Annotated in this window: 17 protein-coding genes; all 17 read left to right on the top strand. The window is 48.4% G+C overall.

Annotated elements, in window-relative coordinates; genetic code table 11:
- The first annotated feature begins 3 nt into the window (after positions 1 to 3).
- Positions 4 to 555 carry an acetyl-CoA carboxylase biotin carboxyl carrier protein gene (accB, locus tag AC6I3O_RS20395; protein ID WP_497852455.1) on the top strand — a complete coding sequence of 184 codons (552 nt, stop codon included), beginning with the start codon at positions 4 to 6 and terminating at the stop codon, positions 553 to 555.
- Positions 556 to 571: 16 nt separating this feature from the next.
- A complete protein-coding gene (gene fabZ, locus AC6I3O_RS20390; RefSeq protein WP_497853543.1) occupies positions 572 to 1,000 on the top strand; it encodes a 3-hydroxyacyl-ACP dehydratase FabZ in 429 nt (142 codons plus the stop codon).
- Between the two features lie 12 nt (positions 1,001 to 1,012).
- The gene (locus AC6I3O_RS20385; RefSeq protein WP_497852454.1) at positions 1,013 to 2,377 is read left to right on the top strand and encodes an acetyl-CoA carboxylase biotin carboxylase subunit; all 1,365 of its coding nucleotides are present in this window, start codon (positions 1,013 to 1,015) and stop codon (positions 2,375 to 2,377) included.
- 56 nt (positions 2,378 to 2,433) lie between these two features.
- Positions 2,434 to 4,203 (top strand): acetyl-CoA carboxylase carboxyltransferase subunit alpha, encoded by a 1,770-nt coding sequence (locus AC6I3O_RS20380; RefSeq protein WP_497852453.1) that lies wholly within the window; start codon positions 2,434 to 2,436, stop codon positions 4,201 to 4,203.
- Positions 4,204 to 4,346: 143 nt separating this feature from the next.
- Positions 4,347 to 5,396: an NAD(P)H-dependent flavin oxidoreductase gene (locus tag AC6I3O_RS20375; protein ID WP_497853541.1), complete on the top strand. Its 1,050-nt coding sequence runs from the start codon at positions 4,347 to 4,349 to the stop codon at positions 5,394 to 5,396.
- 50 nt (positions 5,397 to 5,446) lie between these two features.
- The gene (locus AC6I3O_RS20370) at positions 5,447 to 5,902 is read left to right on the top strand and encodes a MarR family winged helix-turn-helix transcriptional regulator (protein WP_497852452.1); all 456 of its coding nucleotides are present in this window, start codon (positions 5,447 to 5,449) and stop codon (positions 5,900 to 5,902) included.
- 3 nt (positions 5,903 to 5,905) lie between these two features.
- Complete coding sequence (locus tag AC6I3O_RS20365) at positions 5,906 to 6,634, top strand: NAD-dependent protein deacylase (RefSeq protein ID WP_497852451.1); 729 nt, start codon at positions 5,906 to 5,908, stop codon at positions 6,632 to 6,634.
- 64 nt (positions 6,635 to 6,698) lie between these two features.
- The gene (locus AC6I3O_RS20360; RefSeq protein ID WP_497852450.1) at positions 6,699 to 7,277 is read left to right on the top strand and encodes a biotin transporter BioY; all 579 of its coding nucleotides are present in this window, start codon (positions 6,699 to 6,701) and stop codon (positions 7,275 to 7,277) included.
- Between the two features lie 109 nt (positions 7,278 to 7,386).
- Positions 7,387 to 8,292 carry a hydroxymethylbilane synthase gene (gene hemC, locus AC6I3O_RS20355; RefSeq protein ID WP_497852449.1) on the top strand — a complete coding sequence of 302 codons (906 nt, stop codon included), beginning with the start codon at positions 7,387 to 7,389 and terminating at the stop codon, positions 8,290 to 8,292.
- Between the two features lie 19 nt (positions 8,293 to 8,311).
- Positions 8,312 to 9,838 carry a uroporphyrinogen-III C-methyltransferase gene (gene cobA, locus AC6I3O_RS20350; RefSeq protein ID WP_497852448.1) on the top strand — a complete coding sequence of 509 codons (1,527 nt, stop codon included), beginning with the start codon at positions 8,312 to 8,314 and terminating at the stop codon, positions 9,836 to 9,838.
- Positions 9,839 to 9,901: 63 nt separating this feature from the next.
- A complete protein-coding gene (locus AC6I3O_RS20345) occupies positions 9,902 to 11,599 on the top strand; it encodes an AAA family ATPase (RefSeq protein WP_497852447.1) in 1,698 nt (565 codons plus the stop codon).
- 281 nt (positions 11,600 to 11,880) lie between these two features.
- Positions 11,881 to 13,212, top strand: a complete 1,332-nt coding sequence (locus AC6I3O_RS20340) for a zinc ribbon domain-containing protein (protein WP_497852446.1) — start codon at positions 11,881 to 11,883, stop codon at positions 13,210 to 13,212.
- Between the two features lie 498 nt (positions 13,213 to 13,710).
- On the top strand, positions 13,711 to 14,247 hold the full coding sequence (locus AC6I3O_RS20335; RefSeq protein ID WP_497852445.1) for a hypothetical protein: 537 nt from the start codon (positions 13,711 to 13,713) through the stop codon (positions 14,245 to 14,247).
- 46 nt (positions 14,248 to 14,293) lie between these two features.
- On the top strand, positions 14,294 to 15,367 hold the full coding sequence (locus AC6I3O_RS20330; RefSeq protein ID WP_497852444.1) for a hypothetical protein: 1,074 nt from the start codon (positions 14,294 to 14,296) through the stop codon (positions 15,365 to 15,367).
- Positions 15,368 to 15,437: 70 nt separating this feature from the next.
- Positions 15,438 to 16,220 (top strand): ABC transporter permease, encoded by a 783-nt coding sequence (locus AC6I3O_RS20325; protein ID WP_497852443.1) that lies wholly within the window; start codon positions 15,438 to 15,440, stop codon positions 16,218 to 16,220.
- A gap of 10 nt (positions 16,221 to 16,230) precedes the next feature.
- On the top strand, positions 16,231 to 17,280 hold the full coding sequence (locus AC6I3O_RS20320) for a taurine ABC transporter substrate-binding protein (RefSeq protein WP_497852442.1): 1,050 nt from the start codon (positions 16,231 to 16,233) through the stop codon (positions 17,278 to 17,280).
- A gap of 29 nt (positions 17,281 to 17,309) precedes the next feature.
- The gene (locus tag AC6I3O_RS20315) at positions 17,310 to 18,083 is read left to right on the top strand and encodes an ABC transporter ATP-binding protein (RefSeq protein ID WP_497852441.1); all 774 of its coding nucleotides are present in this window, start codon (positions 17,310 to 17,312) and stop codon (positions 18,081 to 18,083) included.
- Positions 18,084 to 18,089: the final 6 nt, after the last annotated feature.

Raw genomic sequence — 18,089 nt, 5'->3', positions numbered from 1 at the left:
CATATGGAGATTGAAAACCTGATAAAATTGATAGAAACCGTGTCTGCATCTGAGCTGACCGGGCTGAAATATGAAGAAAACGGAATGAAACTGCATCTGACGAAGAAGGAGGGGCGGGTACAAGTCGTTGCCGCGCCCGGAGTAAATGTGGGAAATACGATAGACCAAGCCATGGTTTCAGGAAGCCATACTTTGGCAGGAAATCTGTCGGCAGTTAATTCGGCGGCGGCAAATCCGCCGGCATCCGCTTTGGAAAATGCCCCGACAGCAGACAATGCCGCGGACGCTGCCGTTGCAGGAATATCCGGCCGGATGGCGGAAGGAAAAATCGTGGAATCGCCCTTAGTCGGGACGTTTTACGCCGCCCCGTCCGAGGATGCGGCCCCCTTCGTGGCAGTGGGCGACACGGTCAGGAAAGGGCAGACCTTAGCGATTATCGAGGCGATGAAACTGATGAATGAAATTGAGAGCGAGTATGACGGGACGGTTGCGGAGATATTGGCAAAGAACGGGAAACCGGTAGAGTACGGGCAGCCATTGTTCCGAATCTGTTAATTGAATGCAGGAGGCAATTATGAATCTGGATATCAATCAAATCAAGGAAATCATTCCCCACAGGCATCCGTTCCTGCTCATTGACTACATCGAAGATTATGAGCCGGGACAGTTTGCGGTGGGATACAAATGCGTCACCTACCGGGAAGAATTCTTCGCGGGACATTTCCCAAAAGAACCTGTGATGCCTGGCGTCCTGACGGTGGAAGCCTTAGCGCAGGTTGGGGCGGTGGCAATCCTTGGCGAGGAAGAGAACAAAGGAAAGACGGCTTATTTCGGCGGCATCAATAAATGCAAGTTCAAGGGCAAAATCGTACCCGGCGACAAGGTCCGTCTGGAAACCCGCATTATCAAGCGGAAAGGGCCGGTAGGAGTCGGCGAGGCGGCTGCCAGCGTGGACGGGAAGACGGTGGTGACGGCGGAATTAACTTTCATGATTGGATAGGTGAAATATAGGATGAAAAAAGTATTAATTGCCAACCGCGGCGAGATTGCCGTGCGCATTATACGCGCCTGCAGGGAAATGGGTATCGAGACGGTTGCCGTTTACTCAGAGGCGGACAGGGAGGCGCTTCATGCGAAGTTGGCGGACGAGGCGGTCTGCATCGGTCCGGCTCCGTCATCGGAAAGTTATCTGAGCATGGACCGTATCATCAGTGCCACCATTATAACAGGGGCGGACGCCATCCATCCGGGATTTGGGTTTCTGTCGGAAAACAGCAGGTTTGCAGAACTGTGCGAGCAGTGCAGCATTACATTTATCGGCCCGGACTCCAAGGTCATCGCCCGGCTTGGAAATAAGCAAGAGGCAAGAAACACCATGGCAGAAGCAGGTGTTCCCGTGATTCCCGGAAGCACGGAGCCAATCTATGACGCCGGGACAGGGGCAAAGATTGCGGAAGAAATCGGCTATCCGGTCATTGTCAAGGCGGCGCTTGGCGGCGGCGGGAAAGGGATGCGGATTGCCAGCACACCGGAGGAATTTGAGCAGAGTTTCCAGACGGCCCAGAAAGAAACCCAGATGGCATTTGGCGACAATACCATGTATATCGAACATTTTGTCCAGCATCCAAGGCATATTGAATTCCAGATTTTGGCCGACCATTACGGAAATGTGGTTCATCTGGGAGAGCGGGATTGTTCCATCCAGCGCAACCACCAGAAGATGATAGAAGAGTCCCCTTCTGTGGCGTTATCCCCGGATTTGCGCCGGCGGATGGGAGAGGCGGCAGTACGTGCCGCGAAAGCGGCCGGATACCAGAATGCAGGGACGATTGAGTTCCTTCTGGAAAAGAATGGGAATTTTTATTTTATGGAAATGAATACCCGTATTCAGGTAGAGCATCCGGTCACGGAATGGGTGACAGGGATTGATTTGATTAAGGAGCAGATCCGGATTGCGTCCGGGAGGAAACTTTCCTTTGCACAGAGTGATATCCGGCTGAACGGTCATGCCATTGAGTGCCGGATTAATGCGGAAAACCCGGGAAAGGGATTCCGCCCGTCTCCCGGGACGGTGACGGATATGTATCTGCCGGGCGGGAAGGGAATCCGGATTGACTCTGCTATTTACAGCGGATATACCATTCCCCCTTACTATGATTCCATGGTGGCAAAACTGATTGTCTGGGCGAAGAACCGGGGCGAGGCTGTGCGGAAGATGCAGAGCGCCTTAGGCGAGGTGATTATCGAGGGAATTGAGACGAATGTGGATTACCAGTATGAGATTTTGAGCCAGCCGGATTATCTTTCCGGTAATTTTGACATTGAGTTCATTGCAAAGCATGAGAAGGAGCTGGCGGAGGCTGTGCGTCATCAATAAGCCTGGCCTGAGGCTTCGGTGTGGGATGGATTTGCACGATAAGGGGGCGGCGTTTTATGAAGTTGGATAATGTGTTTAAGAAGACCAGGCTTGCGTCTGGAAGAAAAGGATATATTTCGTTGAATTCTGCGAGGCCGGAGGTGCCGGAAGGGCTTTTGCGGAAATGTAATAAATGCGGCAGTGCGATTATCGCAAAGGATGTGAAGAGTGATGCTTACATCTGCCCCAAGTGCGGAGGATATTTCCGTGTACACGCATACCGCCGGATTGAGATGGTGGCAGACGAGGATACATTCGAGGAATGGGATGCTGAGCTGATGACACAAAACCCGCTGGAATACAAAGGATATGAGGAGAAAATCAGCGGACTAAGGGAGAAAACGGGACTGAACGAGGCGATTGTTACGGGGAAAGCGCAAATTGACGGGACGGATGTGGTCTTAGGCGTGTGCGACGGGCGTTTTCTCATGGCGAGTATGGGCGAAGCGGTGGGCGAGAAGATTGCAAGGGCTGTGGAGCGGGCGACAAAAGAACGGCTTCCGGTGGTGTTGTTTGCCTGTTCCGGGGGAGCCAGGATGCAGGAGGGAATCGTCTCCCTCATGCAGATGGCGAAGACCTCGGCTGCGCTTCGGCTGCACAGCGATGCGGGGCTTCTGTATATCAGCGTGCTGACAGATCCCACGACAGGGGGCGTGACGGCGAGCTTTGCCATGCTGGGGGATGTGATTCTGGCAGAACCAAAGGCGTTGATTGGGTTTGCAGGGCCGCGGGTGATTGAGCAGACGATTGGCCAGAAATTGCCCAAAGGATTCCAGAGGTCGGAGTTTTTGCTGGAGCATGGTTTTATCGACGGGATTGTGGAGCGTCCGCGGCTTAGGGAGACGCTTTCGCAGATCTTGGCGCTGCATGAGACAGAGCGAAAAGAGCAGTTATCGCTGCCGCATAAGACAGGGCAGGAAGACGCGGGGGAGCGGCGGCATATTCTGGCGGAGAGCCGGGAAGAGACATGTATTGCGGGATGCCCTTTGGGTATCAATAATAAACTTGCCAGGGCATGGGACCGTGTCCAGTTGTCGAGGATGAATGACCGTCCGGTGGGAAGCGATTATATCCGGGAGTTATTCACAGACTTTATGGAATTCCACGGGGATAGATATTTTGCGGACGACAAGGCGGTTATCGGAGGCATCGCAAGATTCCGGGGACGTCCGGTGACGGTAATCGCACAGGCGAAGGGGACGAATACCAAGGAGAACATTGAACGTAATTTTGGGATGCCGTCCCCGGACGGATACCGCAAGGCTCTGCGGCTGATGAAGCAGGCAGAGAAATTCCATCGTCCTGTCATCTGTTTTGTGGACACTCCGGGCGCATTTTGCGGGCTGGAAGCGGAAGAGAGGGGACAGGGAGAGGCGATTGCCAGAAATATCTATGAGATGTCCGGCCTGAAGGTTCCGGTACTCTCCGTCATCATCGGAGAAGGCGGAAGCGGCGGCGCCCTTGCCATGGCGACGGCAGACGAAGTTTGGATGCTGGAAAACTCCATCTATTCCATCCTGTCGCCGGAAGGATTTGCAAGTATTTTGTGGAAGGACAGCTCTAAGGCGAAAGAAGCGGCAGAGGTGATGAGGCTGACGGCAGAGGATTTGTACCGGATGGGAATCGTGGAGCAGGTATTGGCAGAACCGTCTCCTTACACGATAGAAAATATACAAGAGGTGACGGGGAATCTGGCAAATAAGATAGAAGAGTTTTTGCTGCGATACGGGCAAATGTCTGAGGCAGAGCTTACGGAGCGTAGATATGCCAGGTTCCGCCATATGTAAAGACGGCTTGCCATTGCCGTGCAAAGGTTTGTCCGTCTGCGGCGGATATGCGGGCGGGGTACGAAAAAAGGAGAATAACCGTGATAGAGAAAAAATTAAAAATAGGAAATATAGAAGCAAGTGTCCCGCTTTTACAGGGTGGAATGGGAGTAGGAGTAAGCCTTGGAAATCTGGCGGGAGCAGTTGCGAAAGCGGGCGGCATAGGGGTTATCTCTGCCGCCCAAATTGGTTTTCGGGAGCCTGATTTTGATACAGATACGAAAGCGGCGAATTTAAGGGCAATCAAGAAAGAATATGACAAGGCAAGGGCGATTGCGCCGGATGGTATCATCGGGTTCAATCTTATGGTGGCGATGCGCCACTATGAGGAATATGTCAGGGCGGCGATTGACGCAGGGGCGGACATCATCATTTCCGGAGCCGGGCTTCCGACAGAACTGCCGAGGATTGCCGGGGGTTCCGATGTGAAACTGGCTCCCATCGTATCTACGGAGAAGTCGGCGAAGGTTATCCTGAAATACTGGGGGAAGAAATACGGGCGCATGCCCGACCTGCTGGTGATAGAAGGCCCAAAGGCGGGCGGGCATCTGGGCTTTACAAAGGAGCAGTTAAGCGTGTATGGCGCAGATGTCTACAGGCAGGAGATGAATTCAGAAGCGGGATTGCATCATGAGACATACGACGAGGAAGTACGGAAAATATTGGATACCGTAAAAGCATATGAGGAACAATATGGATGCAGGATTCCGACGGCGCTTGGAGGGGGAATCGAGAACCGGGAACAGGCGAAGCATGCGTTTTCCCTCGGCGTGGACGCCATACAGGTGGCGACCAGGTTCGTCACCACGAAAGAGTGCGACGCCGACATCCGATACAAGGAGGCGTATATCCGCGCAAAGGAAGAAGATATCGCCATCGTGAAAAGCCCGGTGGGGATGCCGGGGCGTGGGATTATCAATCCATTTATGAAAAAGGTCATGGCGGGGGAGCAGATTCCCCACAGTCCATGCCACGGATGCCTTCAAAACTGTAACCCGGCAAAAATTCCCTATTGTATCACAGACGCTCTCATCCATGCGGCTAAGGGCGAGGTGGACGAAGGTCTTTTGTTCTGCGGTGCATATGCCTATAAGGCAAATGGATTGGAAACTGTAAAAGAAGTGGTTGATTCTCTGGTGGCAGAGAGGGTATAATAGAAGACGATGGAGTGAGCGGGTTCCTTGAAAAGGAGAGAAATGTAGGAATGGATAAGGCGTATGTGACGATTAATAATGTCTTGGTAAATCTAATCAATGAGATTTGGGAGCTTGAGGAGAAGGCAATCATTACGGAGGAATTTAAGGATCTGACCAATAATGATATGCATGTCATCGAGGCGGTCGGCACAGGCGACGGTAAGAATATGTCTTCCATTGCCAGGAAATTAAATATTACGGTGGGTTCCCTTACGACTGCCATGAACAGCCTTGTGAATAAGAAGTATGTGGAACGGCGCAGGAGCGAGGAGGACCGCCGGGTGGTGTTCGTGAAGCTGACGCCGAAAGGAATCCGGGCTTTCCGGCATCATGAAGACTATCACAGGCAGATGACTCAGGCAGTGGTGGATAAACTGGACGAGACGGAGATGCCGGTGCTCTTAAAGACGCTGGACGCATTGTCAGAATTCTTCGCCGGATACAGTAAGAAGAAGGAGGGGTAATCCATGTATGAGAAGGAAGTAGAAAGGTTACAGGAAATCATTGATGACAGCCGTGATATTGTATTCTTTGGAGGGGCGGGAGTTTCCACAGAGAGCAATATCCCGGATTTCAGGAGCGCGGATGGGCTGTACCAACAGAAATACCGGTATTCGCCGGAGCAGATTGTAAGCCATAGTTTTTTCGTACAGAATACGGAAGGTTTTTATGAATTCTACAAAGAGAAGATGATGTTCCTTGACGCCAAGCCGAACCCGGCGCACTTGAAACTTGCCGAGCTTGAGGCAGCGGGGAAATTGTCTGCCGTGATTACCCAGAATATCGACGGTCTGCATCAGGCGGCGGGCAGCAAGAATGTCTTGGAATTGCACGGGAGCATCCACCGGAACTATTGCCAGAAGTGCGGCAGTTTTTACGATGCGGCGTATGTGAAGAATTCTGAGGGGGTGCCTGCGTGTTCCTGCGGCGGCGTGGTGAAGCCGGATGTGGTGCTGTATGAGGAGGGGCTTGACTCAGGAATCATAAAGAAGAGCATACAGGCAATCAGCCGGGCGGATACCTTGATTATTGGCGGGACTTCGCTGGTGGTCTACCCTGCGGCGAGTTTCATTGATTATTTCCAGGGAAAACATCTGGTGGTCATTAATAAGAGCGCAACGGCGAGGGAAGTCGGGGCGGAACTTACCATAGCGGCTCCGATTGGAGCGGTGCTTGGGCAGATTACGGTAGGATAAGTTGTTTAGATAAGCAGTCTGTCCGGGCAGGTCTCGGGCAGTGTGCTGCATAGTGGAGAAGTGTATGTCGGATGAGAGACGGTTTTTAACAATTCGGGAATTGAGTACGGGCGGGCTGTTTGCCGCTTTGATTGCCGCCGGGGCATTCGTCAAAGTAACGCTGCCCACGGAACCCTTTCCCATGCATTTTACCTTGCAGTGGTTCTTCGTGCTTTTGGCAGGCCTTCTGCTGAACAAGCGGCTGGCTTTTGTAAGCGTCGGGGTGTATCTTCTGGTGGGGCTTTCCGGTGTGCCCGTGTTTGCGTCGGGAGGAGGCCCTGCTTACTTGCTTCGCCCGACGTTCGGGTATCTGCTTGGGTTTGCGGCGGCCGCGTACGGGATGGCCTGGCTGTGTGAAAATATACGGATGTTAAATTATTTCAAGTTATTGCTGGTTTCGGTTGCCGGGCTGTTGGTGTATTATGGAATCGGAGTGTTGTATTATTGGCTGGTCTGCCGCATCTTAATCTCTCAGGAGGTTACGTGGCAGATTCTTTTGTTTCAGTGCTTTCTGCTGACTGTGGGGGAAGATTTTATCCTTTGCGTTGCGGCGGTGGGCGTGGCGGTGAAGCTTAGGGGCATGGTGCGCAGTGCGCTATATTAGATTCCTGCCATGTTGTTCGGTGAGAAGATAATGGAAGCAGAAGAGTGGAATCTGGCGATTATAGAAAAAGTGACTTAGTTTGGAAGAAGTCGTTTCAGGGGAGAAATGTATGAAGAAGATCAGGATTGGGACACGGAAGAGCCGTCTTGCATGTATCCAGGCGGAAATGCTGGCGGATTATATCGAAACTCACTGCGAAGGATATCAGGCGGAGCTTGTGAAGGTCATGACTACCGGCGACCGTATCCTGTCTAAGAAGCTGGATGAGATTGGCGGGAAAGGTCTGTTCGTCAAGGAACTGGACGCCTTTCTTCTGGAGGGGCAGACGGATTTGTCTGTCCATTCCCTGAAAGATATGCCCATGGAGATTTCTCCTAAGCTTCCGATCATTGGATTTTCCAAGAGGGAGGATGCCAGGGATGTGCTTGTCCTGCCCGAAGGGAAGACAGAATACGATTACAGCGCCCCCATTGGCTGTTCCAGCAATAGAAGGATTCTGCAGCTTAAATCTATTTACCCTAAGGCAAAGGTCAAGACCGTCAGGGGAAATGTCCTGACAAGGCTTGAAAAATTGGACAGCGGGGAGTATGGCGCATTAGTCCTTGCGGCGGCTGGCCTTAACAGGCTTGGGCTTAACGGACGTATCAGCAGGTATTTTACAGTGGAAGAAATGGTTCCTGCGGCCGGCCAGGGAATCCTTTGTGTTCAGGGAAGGGCGGGGGAAGATTACAGCTTCCTTCAAGGATTTTTTGATTCGGAGGCAGAAGAATGTGCGGCTGCCGAGCGGGCGTATGCAGCGTATCTGAACGGCGGGTGTTCCCTGCCGATTGGGGTATACGCGGAGATTCTCGACGAGCGGTGGATGCGGGTGCGGGGGCTGTATTATAATGAAGAGAGCGGCGATTACGGGAAAATGTGCGTGTCGGGGCATCGGCCGGAGGCGGCGGATTTGGGGGTATCTCTGGCGAAGAAATTGAAGAATAGTACCGTGCAAAAAAATAGATATGGCGTATAGATTAGGAGAAGCGAACCATATGGACGAAATGAAAGAGACAGGGAAAGGAAAAGTATGGCTTGTAGGGGCCGGGCCTGGGGCAGCCGACCTTTTGACGGTGAAGGCAAAGCGTCTGATTGGCGAAGGGGATTGTATCGTCTATGACAGGCTTGTGGGGGAAGAGGTACTTTGTATGATACCCTCTGGTAAGAAACTCATCGCCGTGGGAAAATCCCCGGGAAGGCATGCCACGCCTCAGGAGGAGATTAACCGAATCCTGGTAAGAGAGGCAGAGCTTGGGAAAAAGGTGGTGCGTTTAAAAGGCGGCGACCCCTTCCTGTTCGGACGGGGCGGAGAGGAAGCCGAAGAATTGTGCCGGGCCGGGATTCCGTTCGAGGTTGTCCCCGGGATATCTTCTTCCCTTGCCGTACCTGCCTATAACGGGATTCCGGTGACGCACAGGGATTATGTGTCGGACGTACATATTGTCACAGGGCATCACAGAGCGGGAAGGAACCAGGTGATTCCTTATGAGGCGCTTGTTAAGACCAGGGGGACGCTTGTATTTCTTATGGGCGTGGGGGCGCTTGCAGAGATTATGGACGGACTTATGGGCGCCGGGATGGACGGGGCGACTCCGGCTGCAATCCTTGAGCAAGGGACGACGGCAAAGCAGAGGCGGGCCGTAGCGACGGTCGGGACGCTGGCACAGGCTGCCAGAGAGCAGCAGATGAAAGCGCCTGCTACGATTGTGGTGGGGGAAGTGTGTTCCCTGGCGGATGAATTTGCCTGGTATCCGAAACTGCCTTTATTTGGGGAGAAATTCCTTGTCACACGTCCGGAAGGGCGGGATAGCAGACTTCAGGACAGATTAAGGGAGCTGGGAGCAGAGGTCCTGTCCGTACCGACCATTCGGACTGTGCCCATTACGGAAACGATGGGTCTGCGGGAGATTGGGACGGAATTGGAGCGGTTGGAGCAGTATCAGGTGTTGGCGTTTACTTCTCCCTACGGTGTGGAAAGGTTTTTTGCACTGTTGCTGGAGCATGGCATGGATATGCGGGCCGTGGCCCATATGCGGTTTGCGGTGATTGGGGAGGGAACGGCGGATGAACTGAGAAAAAGAGGGATTCGTGCGGATTATGTGCCGGAACATTATGACGGTGTTTCATTGGGAAAATTGCTTGCCGAGTCGCTTGCAGACGGGACGAGGGTTCTGCTTGCAAGGTCTTTGCGGGGCGGGAAGGAGATTCTGGGAGAGATAGAGAAGAATCCGGGGATTGGATATCGGGATTTGGCTGTTTATGATACGGAGTTTTTGGAGGAAAGAGGGGAGATGCTGCGTTCGTTTATGGGAAATGGCTCTGTTACCGGGGTGATATTTACCAGCAGTTCTACGGTGGAGGGGTTCTGTAGGATGCTTGGGGAGGATTTCCCCTATGACAGGGTGCGCGCCGTGTGCATTGGGGAAAAGACGCGGCGGACGGCCGAGGGCGTCGGGATGCAGGCGTGTGCGGCGGAGAATGCGACGGTGGAAGCGTTGATTGATTGTGTGGTTGGGAAATAGAGTGGCGAGAGAACTGCATAAGGTATCATATCTGGGCAGTGGCAGAATATGCGGAGGTGTCATATGGGTAGAGTGGCAGGCATTGGTCATCAAGATTTTGAGAAGATACGGATAAACAACATCTTTTATATAGATAAAACCCATTTTATTAAAGAATGGTGGGAAACAGATGACAAAGTGACATTGATTACACGCCCGAGAAGATTTGGTAAGACATTGAACATAAGTATGTTAGAAAAATTTTTTTCTGTCAGGTATGCAGGAAGAAAGGAATTGTTTGAAGGGCTTGATATTTGGAAAGACGAAAAATACCAACGCCTGCAAGGAGGTTATCCGGTTATCCGTTTGTCATTTGCTAATGTGAAAGAGTCAGATGATAGGGGGATAAAGCGATCTATAAATAGAATTATAGAAAATATATATAATAAAAATATATTTTTGCTTGAAGGGGAGCTTCTGACGGAAAATGAGAAGATCTATTTTCGGAGTATAAACAGCGGCATGGAGGATGTGGAGGCAGCCTGGGCGCTCCATAAGATGTCAGACTTCTTGTCCCGTTATTATGGGAAAAAGGTGATTATCCTGCTGGATGAGTATGACACACCGATGCAGGAGGCATATGTAAACGGATATTGGGATGAACTGGTTCCTTTTTTCAGGAGTATGTTTCATTCTACGTTTAAGGAGAACCCGTATCTGGAACGTGCGGTTATGACGGGGATTACCAGAATAAGCAAGGAATCGGTTTTTTCAGATTTGAATAATTTAGCGGTAGTTACCACAACGTCCGAGAAATATGAGGATGCATTTGGTTTTACAGAAGCAGAAGTATTTGCTGCATTGGAAGAATTTGGACTGTCCGACAGGGCGCAGGAAGTGAAGCGGTGGTATGACGGGTTTACATTTGGCAAGGTGACAGACATTTATAACCCATGGTCGATTATAAATTATCTGGACAGGAAAAAAGTAGGATTGTATTGGGCAAATACAAGCTCTAACCGTTTGGTTGATAAGCTCCTCAGGGAAGGGAATAGAGAGGTGAAGAAAGCCTTTGAAGGACTTCTTAATGGAAAACATCTGATTACGCCTATTGATGAACAGATTGTGTATGACCAGCTAGATTACAATGAATGGGCAATCTGGAGCTTGCTTCTTGCCAGTGGATATTTGAAAGTTGTCAGCTATGAAAGGTATGAGGAGATAGAGGATAATTTCTGTGAAGTCAATTATGAACTGGCTCTGACGAATCTTGAAGTGCGGCGGATGTTTGGCGGGATGATAAAAGGATGGTTCGCAGAAAACAGGGCAGATTATAATGATTTCATTAAGGCGTTGCTTTCAGATGATTTAAAGGCTATGAATGTGTATATGAACCGTGTAAGCTCTGAGATGTTCAGCTATTTTGATACGGGGAAGAAACCTTCCAAAAAAGAACCGGAACGTTTTTATCATGGTTTTGTCCTTGGGCTTATGGTGGAACTCAGTGACCGTTATGTGATTACGTCCAATAGAGAGAGTGGGTTTGGGAGATATGATGTGATGCTGGAGCCGCTCAGTAGAGCGGACGATGCTATGATTCTTGAATTCAAGGTACAGGATGAGAAGGATGAAAAGGAGCTTTTGGATACGGTAAAGGCGGCGTTGGAGCAGATAGAGCGGAAAGAGTATGCTGCCTGGATGGCCGCAAAAGGGATTCCAGGGGAGAGGATACGGAAGTATGGGTTTGCCTTTCGGGGGAATGAGGTGTTGATTGGGAACTAATTTTATTATAGATTAAAAAGCCATTACGAAAAAGTATACTTTTTCGTAATGGCTTTTTTCCGTTGATTTCTTAACCATTCTAATATATTATCGACAATCCGTCAATAAACTTAACACCTATTTTTTGTAATATTTGTCTAAAAATTTTTCCAGGAAATTTGTTACGAAAAAGTATACATTTTCGGACTGAGTCCGCCCGCCCGCAGGGCATGCATTACGGTGTGCCCTTGGGTATACTTATTCGGAATGGCTGGGTTTTCCATCTGGGGGAGAGATAGGCTATGCCGTCAGAAAAGATATGCAAGACCATTCACCAGTACAATAAAGAGCCGGTTTCGGCGGAGGATATGCAAAAGCTCCTTGAGGTTGCCGGGGACTATAAGAAAGTGAAGAACTACGTGTATACACGGTTCGGGGGAATTGCCAGCCTGTCCAAACTCTATCCCGGTTATACGGTACAGAATGAGATGACGGGCAGCGGTTTCCGGGAATCCCTGGGTATGCCCTCGGTGTATTTCTATCTTGCAATCTTCGATGCCTTAGGGGATATCAAGTGCCAGTGGACGCGGACGAAGACGAAGCTCCTGAAATTACTGAACCAGAATGAAGGGTTTTACGAGGAGGAGAAACACTATCTCCGCTTTTTGCTCAAGGTGAACAATGCTTTTGAACAGGTATTGAACCAGAAACCAATCGAATTGCCCAGAGCCGTGCAGAAGCAGTACGAAAAAGTGGCTGCGAAGGTGGATACAGAGAGGCTGCACAAATATCTGTGCAGGCAGGTGCGCAAACACCATGTGAAGCTCCATACGGACAGGGCGGACGGGTTTTCTATAGCGGAACGGGCGTACCGGTATGGGGACCGTGGGATTTACATTTCCATCAAGGAAAAGCGGAAACGTGTTTTTGTGCCGCTGACAGACGGAAACCAGTACAAGAGCCAGCTCTATATCAAGCTGTTCCCGGAGGAACACAAGATAGAGATTAAAGCTCCCATCCGTGTGGCAGTCCACAGCCATGAGGATTACCGGAAACAGGTCGGGGTGGCGGTCGGGCTGTATACGATGCTGACAACGGATGAAGGGAATTGCTATGGCAAAGAATTGGGTAAGTATCAGACCACGTATGCAGACTGGATTCGGGAGCAGACGGGAAGCTATAACCGAAACCGGGGCGAGAATCCGGGAAGGAAGAAATATTCTGCGAAGAAGAGAAGGTTGGAGGAACAACTGCACAGCTATATGAATCAGGAGTTAAACCGCTTCCTGAAGGAGGAAAAGCCCCAGGTGATCTATCTGGTAAAGCTGCCCAAGCCCCATGCAAGAGGAGTGAATAAGAAGATTAATCATTCCATGGCGCAGTGGCAGAGGGGATATATGCGGAAACGTCTGGAACAGAAGTGCCAGGAGCAGGCGGTAGAGATTGTGGAAGTACTGGGGAAGAACATCAGTAACGAATGCAGCGAGTGCGGGGAGCTGGGGAGGAAGGAAAAAGGAGAGTTTGTCTGTCCGGTATGCGGATATCGCGCAGAGGAGAAAGTGAACACGGCGCGGAATGTGAAGAAGAGAGGGCAGGGAGAAGGGGTGTTGAATCCTAAGGGGAGCTATTCCTGATGCCAGGAGAAGAATTATAAGTGGATCATAAGGACAGCCGTTTTAGATAAATGTCGGTGATGAGCCGGGATTTTACCGGAAGGACTAAGAAGGGCGTTCATGATATAAAAAAACGAACGGCATTAGAAGTCGGGTGGATGTGAATCAATCTGAGTATTGGGTATGCCAAGACCTTGTGAACATGTCGGAGGTCATCAATCTATGGTTGGTGACAAGATAAGAGGAAGTGCGCGGATGCGCACGCAGGTCATCAACCTACGGTTGGTGACAAGACAAGAAGAAGTGCGCGGATGCGCACGCAGGTCATCAACCTACGGTTGGTGACAAGACATGATGTAGCAGGGAGCGAAGCGGAGGGAAATTTGTCCGCAGCATCAAAAGATGTCCAATGTGCCTTATTTTATTAACAGAAGATAGAAAGAGCGGCTTTATGTCTGGAAACAGGCTTTAAGCATACGTCCCTCAAAAAGGACAAATATGATTTTGGAGGTATCTGATATGTCTAATGGTAATGCAGACATCAATGAAAACAAGGGGAAGAAAGGAGGAAAACCCCTGCTTATAGTGTGTGCTTTGATTATAATTGTTTTGCTTGCAGTCATCATTGAGGTTCTTCTTGGTAAACAGAAAACGGATGACAAGCCTAAGCGAAATGTGGTTGTTAATGAGGATAATGCCGAAGATGTGGCAGAAGATCTGTTTAATCACGAAACAGTTAAGCCAGGCACGTATGAGGTAAGGATGAATTCCACATGGAATTTTAAAGACGGCACATCTGCTTCTGAAAATGCTTACGTTGAAAATGTGCCTGCGAATACAAATGATGTCTATTTTGATGTGGAATTATCGGATACTGAAGAAACAATCTATGAGTCTCCGGTTATACCGCGGGGCAGCCACCTTGAGGCGCTCACGCTTGATAAGGAACTTGAAGCGGGAACCTATGATTGCGTGCTGACTTACCATCTGATAGATGAAGACCAAAATACGGTCAGCACATTGCGGATGGGATTGACGGTCATGGTGGAAAATTAAGGTTTCTCTATGAAACACATATTTAAATTATAAGGAGGAATGTTACATGAAAGGATTTACGAAAAAAGTTATGGTCGGGGCAGTGGCGGCGTCAATGGTGATGAGTTCATCTCTGGTTGCTTTTGCATCAGACGCGAGTACAACGCCCGCTGGAACAGGAACATCCGGCGGTTCAGGAGAAATTGAAGGAGTTGTGGATACCAGCGTATACAATGCGGTACTTCCGACAGCATCCGCAACAGCATATGATTACATTGTTGACCCGCAAGGATTAATCCGTAAGACAAATGCAGCAAAATATGAAGGTAAAGAATTTGGCGAGGGAACAGTTTTCTTTGAAAATGTAGACGGAGACACTTCATCTTACAGCAATACAAGCGATGCTGCGACGATTGTTAATAAGAGTTCAAAGAATCTGTCTGTTACGGTAACGGCAACGGCAACGCCTGATAGTGCAGCCGATGCGGCAGCGCTTGCGACTTCTAAGACTTTCGCTGCTGACAATACAGCGCTTGAAGTTTATCTTGGGATAACAGATTCCGTTGAAGGAAGTACGGAAAAAGCTCTCACGGCAGCAGGCGCAGAGATGAAGGCTGTATTGGGCGCAGCGCCAGAAGGAGCATATGAGTACAAATATGATTCGACTACACAGAAATATAGTTATGCATTAAAGTCAGATGTTTCGGCATTTACATTTGCTGATTATAGTTTCCAGATCAATGGGGCGGCAAACGCAAACGGTACATGGAAGGCTGATACAGCTGTACCGGCGGTTTCCGTTAAATGGGATGTGGATGTGACAGATGATGCGGCGACGGTTGAGACGCCGGTAGTTCCGACAATCACGTTAAATGGTACATACAGCAGAGCAAACACAGAGAATACGTTTGATATGGCAGGATTAGATACAGCTACAGTATCTAAAGTTGAGGCATTGGATTCCTTGGGGAATGTTTTTGCAGAGATTACATCCTCAGTATATACAGTATCAGGCTCTTCTTTGAAGATTAACGGTACTACGGCTCCATGGGGAGCAGGCGCAGTGGGAGCAGACCGCGGCGTTAAGGTAACATTGAGCAATGGAAAAACAATGCAGACAACCTTTAGAGTAACTCAATAGATGTCTAATGAATGTGAGGCATTCTCTTTTTAAAGAGAATGCCCCGCATTTTAAAAATCGAATATTAACTATGAAAACAAAAATAACATCAAAAGCAGCAGTTAGCATAACGGTGTTAAGTATTTTCCTGTTATGGTATTTTCTCTCGACATATACGGATATTTCGCCTATGATCCTGCCGACGCCCTGCGCAGTGTGGAGAAGCTTTTGGGAAGTCTTGCAGGAAGGATATGGACCGGACGGGTATAATTTACTCTCTCATTTTATAGGATCGATGAAGAGAATGTTGACCGCATTTGTGCTGATTGTATTTACGGCTATACCGATAGGATTGATTTGCGGCAGATATAGAATGATTTCCAATTTTTTAAATCCGATTATCGAATTTTATCGTCCATTACCGCCTCTTGCATATTATACGTTACTTGTACTATGGATGGGAATTGGTGAGAATTCAAAAATAATGTTGCTGTATCTGGCAGGATTTGCTCCGCTTTATATTGCATGCGTATCGGGAGTCGGGAAAGTAAAAAATGAGTATATTGTTGGAGCTGAAATGCTTGGTGCAAATAAGTATCAAGTTTTTTTCCATGTAATTTTACCAGCGGTTTTACCAGATATTTTTTCCGGAATCCGAATTGCGGTAGGCGTTGAGTATACAACGTTAGTTGCGGCAGAAATGGTGGCGGCTAAGACTGGATTGGGATGGATGGTGTTGGATGCGTCGAAATGGCTTCGTTCTGATATCGTCTTTATGGGCGTCATTATTATGGGGATAACGGGGATTTTAATTAATTCTTTCATGCTTTCTATTGAAGCTAAGGTAGTTCATTGGAAAGGAAAAAACAGATAGGAGAGTATGGATGAAAAAACTAAGTTTACTTTTATTTATCTTTATATTCTTAACTATAGGAGTGACTGGATGCAAAGAAAACAGTACAGACAATCACTCCGGGGAAGTTCCTGAATCCCCAGAAAAAGTCACATTAGGGTTACAAAAATTAATTACGCCTGAATTGATTGTACGTTATGAAAATAAATATGAAGAATATCTGGGAGAAAACGTAGAAATTGTTCAGTTTGATTCCGGATCTGATGTCAATACCGCATTAGCTAGTGGTTCAATTGATATTGGGATTATGGGGACATCGGTTGTAGCGACAGGACTATCTAGCAATATGGAAATAGAAGTGATCTGGATAAACGACATTATTGGCTCGGCAGAATCCCTGATTGTGAAAAAGGACGCTGGAATAAATGATATAAATGATATGAAAGGGAAACGGATTGCAGCTCCGTTTGTTTCGACGGCACATTTTAGCCTGCAAAATGCAATAGAAAATTCAGATATTTCGTCGTCGGACATGGAACTCCTTGACATGCAGCCCGCAGATATATTGGCAGCATGGGAGAGGGGGGATATTGACGGCGCATATGTATGGTATCCGGTTCTGGGAAAATTGATTGACGATGGAGGAGTTATTATTACATCAAGTGAGGAGCAGGCTCAGAGCGGCGCGGTTACGGCGGATGTATCGGTTGTGAGAACTGAATTTGCAGAACAATATCCGGATATTGTGAAAAAATATGTTAAGGCTCAGATGTATGGTTTAAATAAGTTTCAAAACGAACTGGAAAGCTCGGCAGAAGCGATAGCGGGGGCTGCTGATATCTCAGTGGAGGAAGCCAGGGAACAGATAAATGGATTTGTATACCCTTCGGCAGAAGAGCAGATTAGTGAACGCTATCTTGGCGGAACCGCCCATGCAGGGCAGATGTCTCAAGTGTTAAGAGATGCTGCCATCTTTTTAAAAGAGCAGGGAAATATACCAATGATACCGGAAGATAAGGTATTTGAAAATGCGATTAATGGAAAATATATTGAGATGGTATTAGAAGAATCAGATAGTTAAGAAGCCGGAACAGATTGGAGCAGATGTGGATGGAGAATGGGATTATCAGGTTGTTGGATGTAAGCTTATCATACGACGGGCAAAGGAAGGATGCATATGTCCTGAAAAAAATTAATATGAACATAGAACCGCAGGAATTTGTGTGTGTGCTTGGACCATCCGGATGTGGAAAAACTTCTCTTCTAAATCTTATCGCCGGATTTGTGAATCCGTCAGAAGGAAAAATATTATTCAAGGGGATTCCAATCGAAGGAATTGACCGGCGCAGAGGCGTTGTGTTTCAGGAGCCAAATCTGTATGAGTGGATGAATGTAAGGAAAAATATTAATTTTGGGCTTCGTATGCGAAAATTACCCAAAGATGAAATACAGAAAAAGACAGATGAGGTTTTGCATGAGGTAGGATTAGAGGACTCATCGGAAAAATATGTGTATGAATTGTCGGGGGGCATGAAGCAGCGCGTTGGTATTGCGCGGGTACTGATTAATGATCCAGAAATCCTTTTGATGGACGAACCGTTTAGTTCTCTGGATGCATTAAACAGAGAAAAGATGCAGGGATTTGTAAGGCAAATATGGAAAGAATCTCAAAAAACAATATTGTTTATAACCCATGATGTGGATGAAGCGCTGATGCTTGGAACGCGAGTGGTCATATTGGGCGGCGTACCAGGGGGGATTTTGTTAAATGAGAGAATAGAGTATTATAAAAAATTTGAAGATGATGATAGCGTCAGTGTGAAATTTTCAAAAGAGTATGGCGAAACAAGAAGAAAATTTTTGTCGTATATAGGTATGGATTAAAGATGA

The organism is Sporofaciens sp. St.21A7, assembly GCF_059728535.1.
Note: the sequence above shows the minus strand (reverse complement) of the source record. Positions and strands in the feature narration are given on the sequence as shown.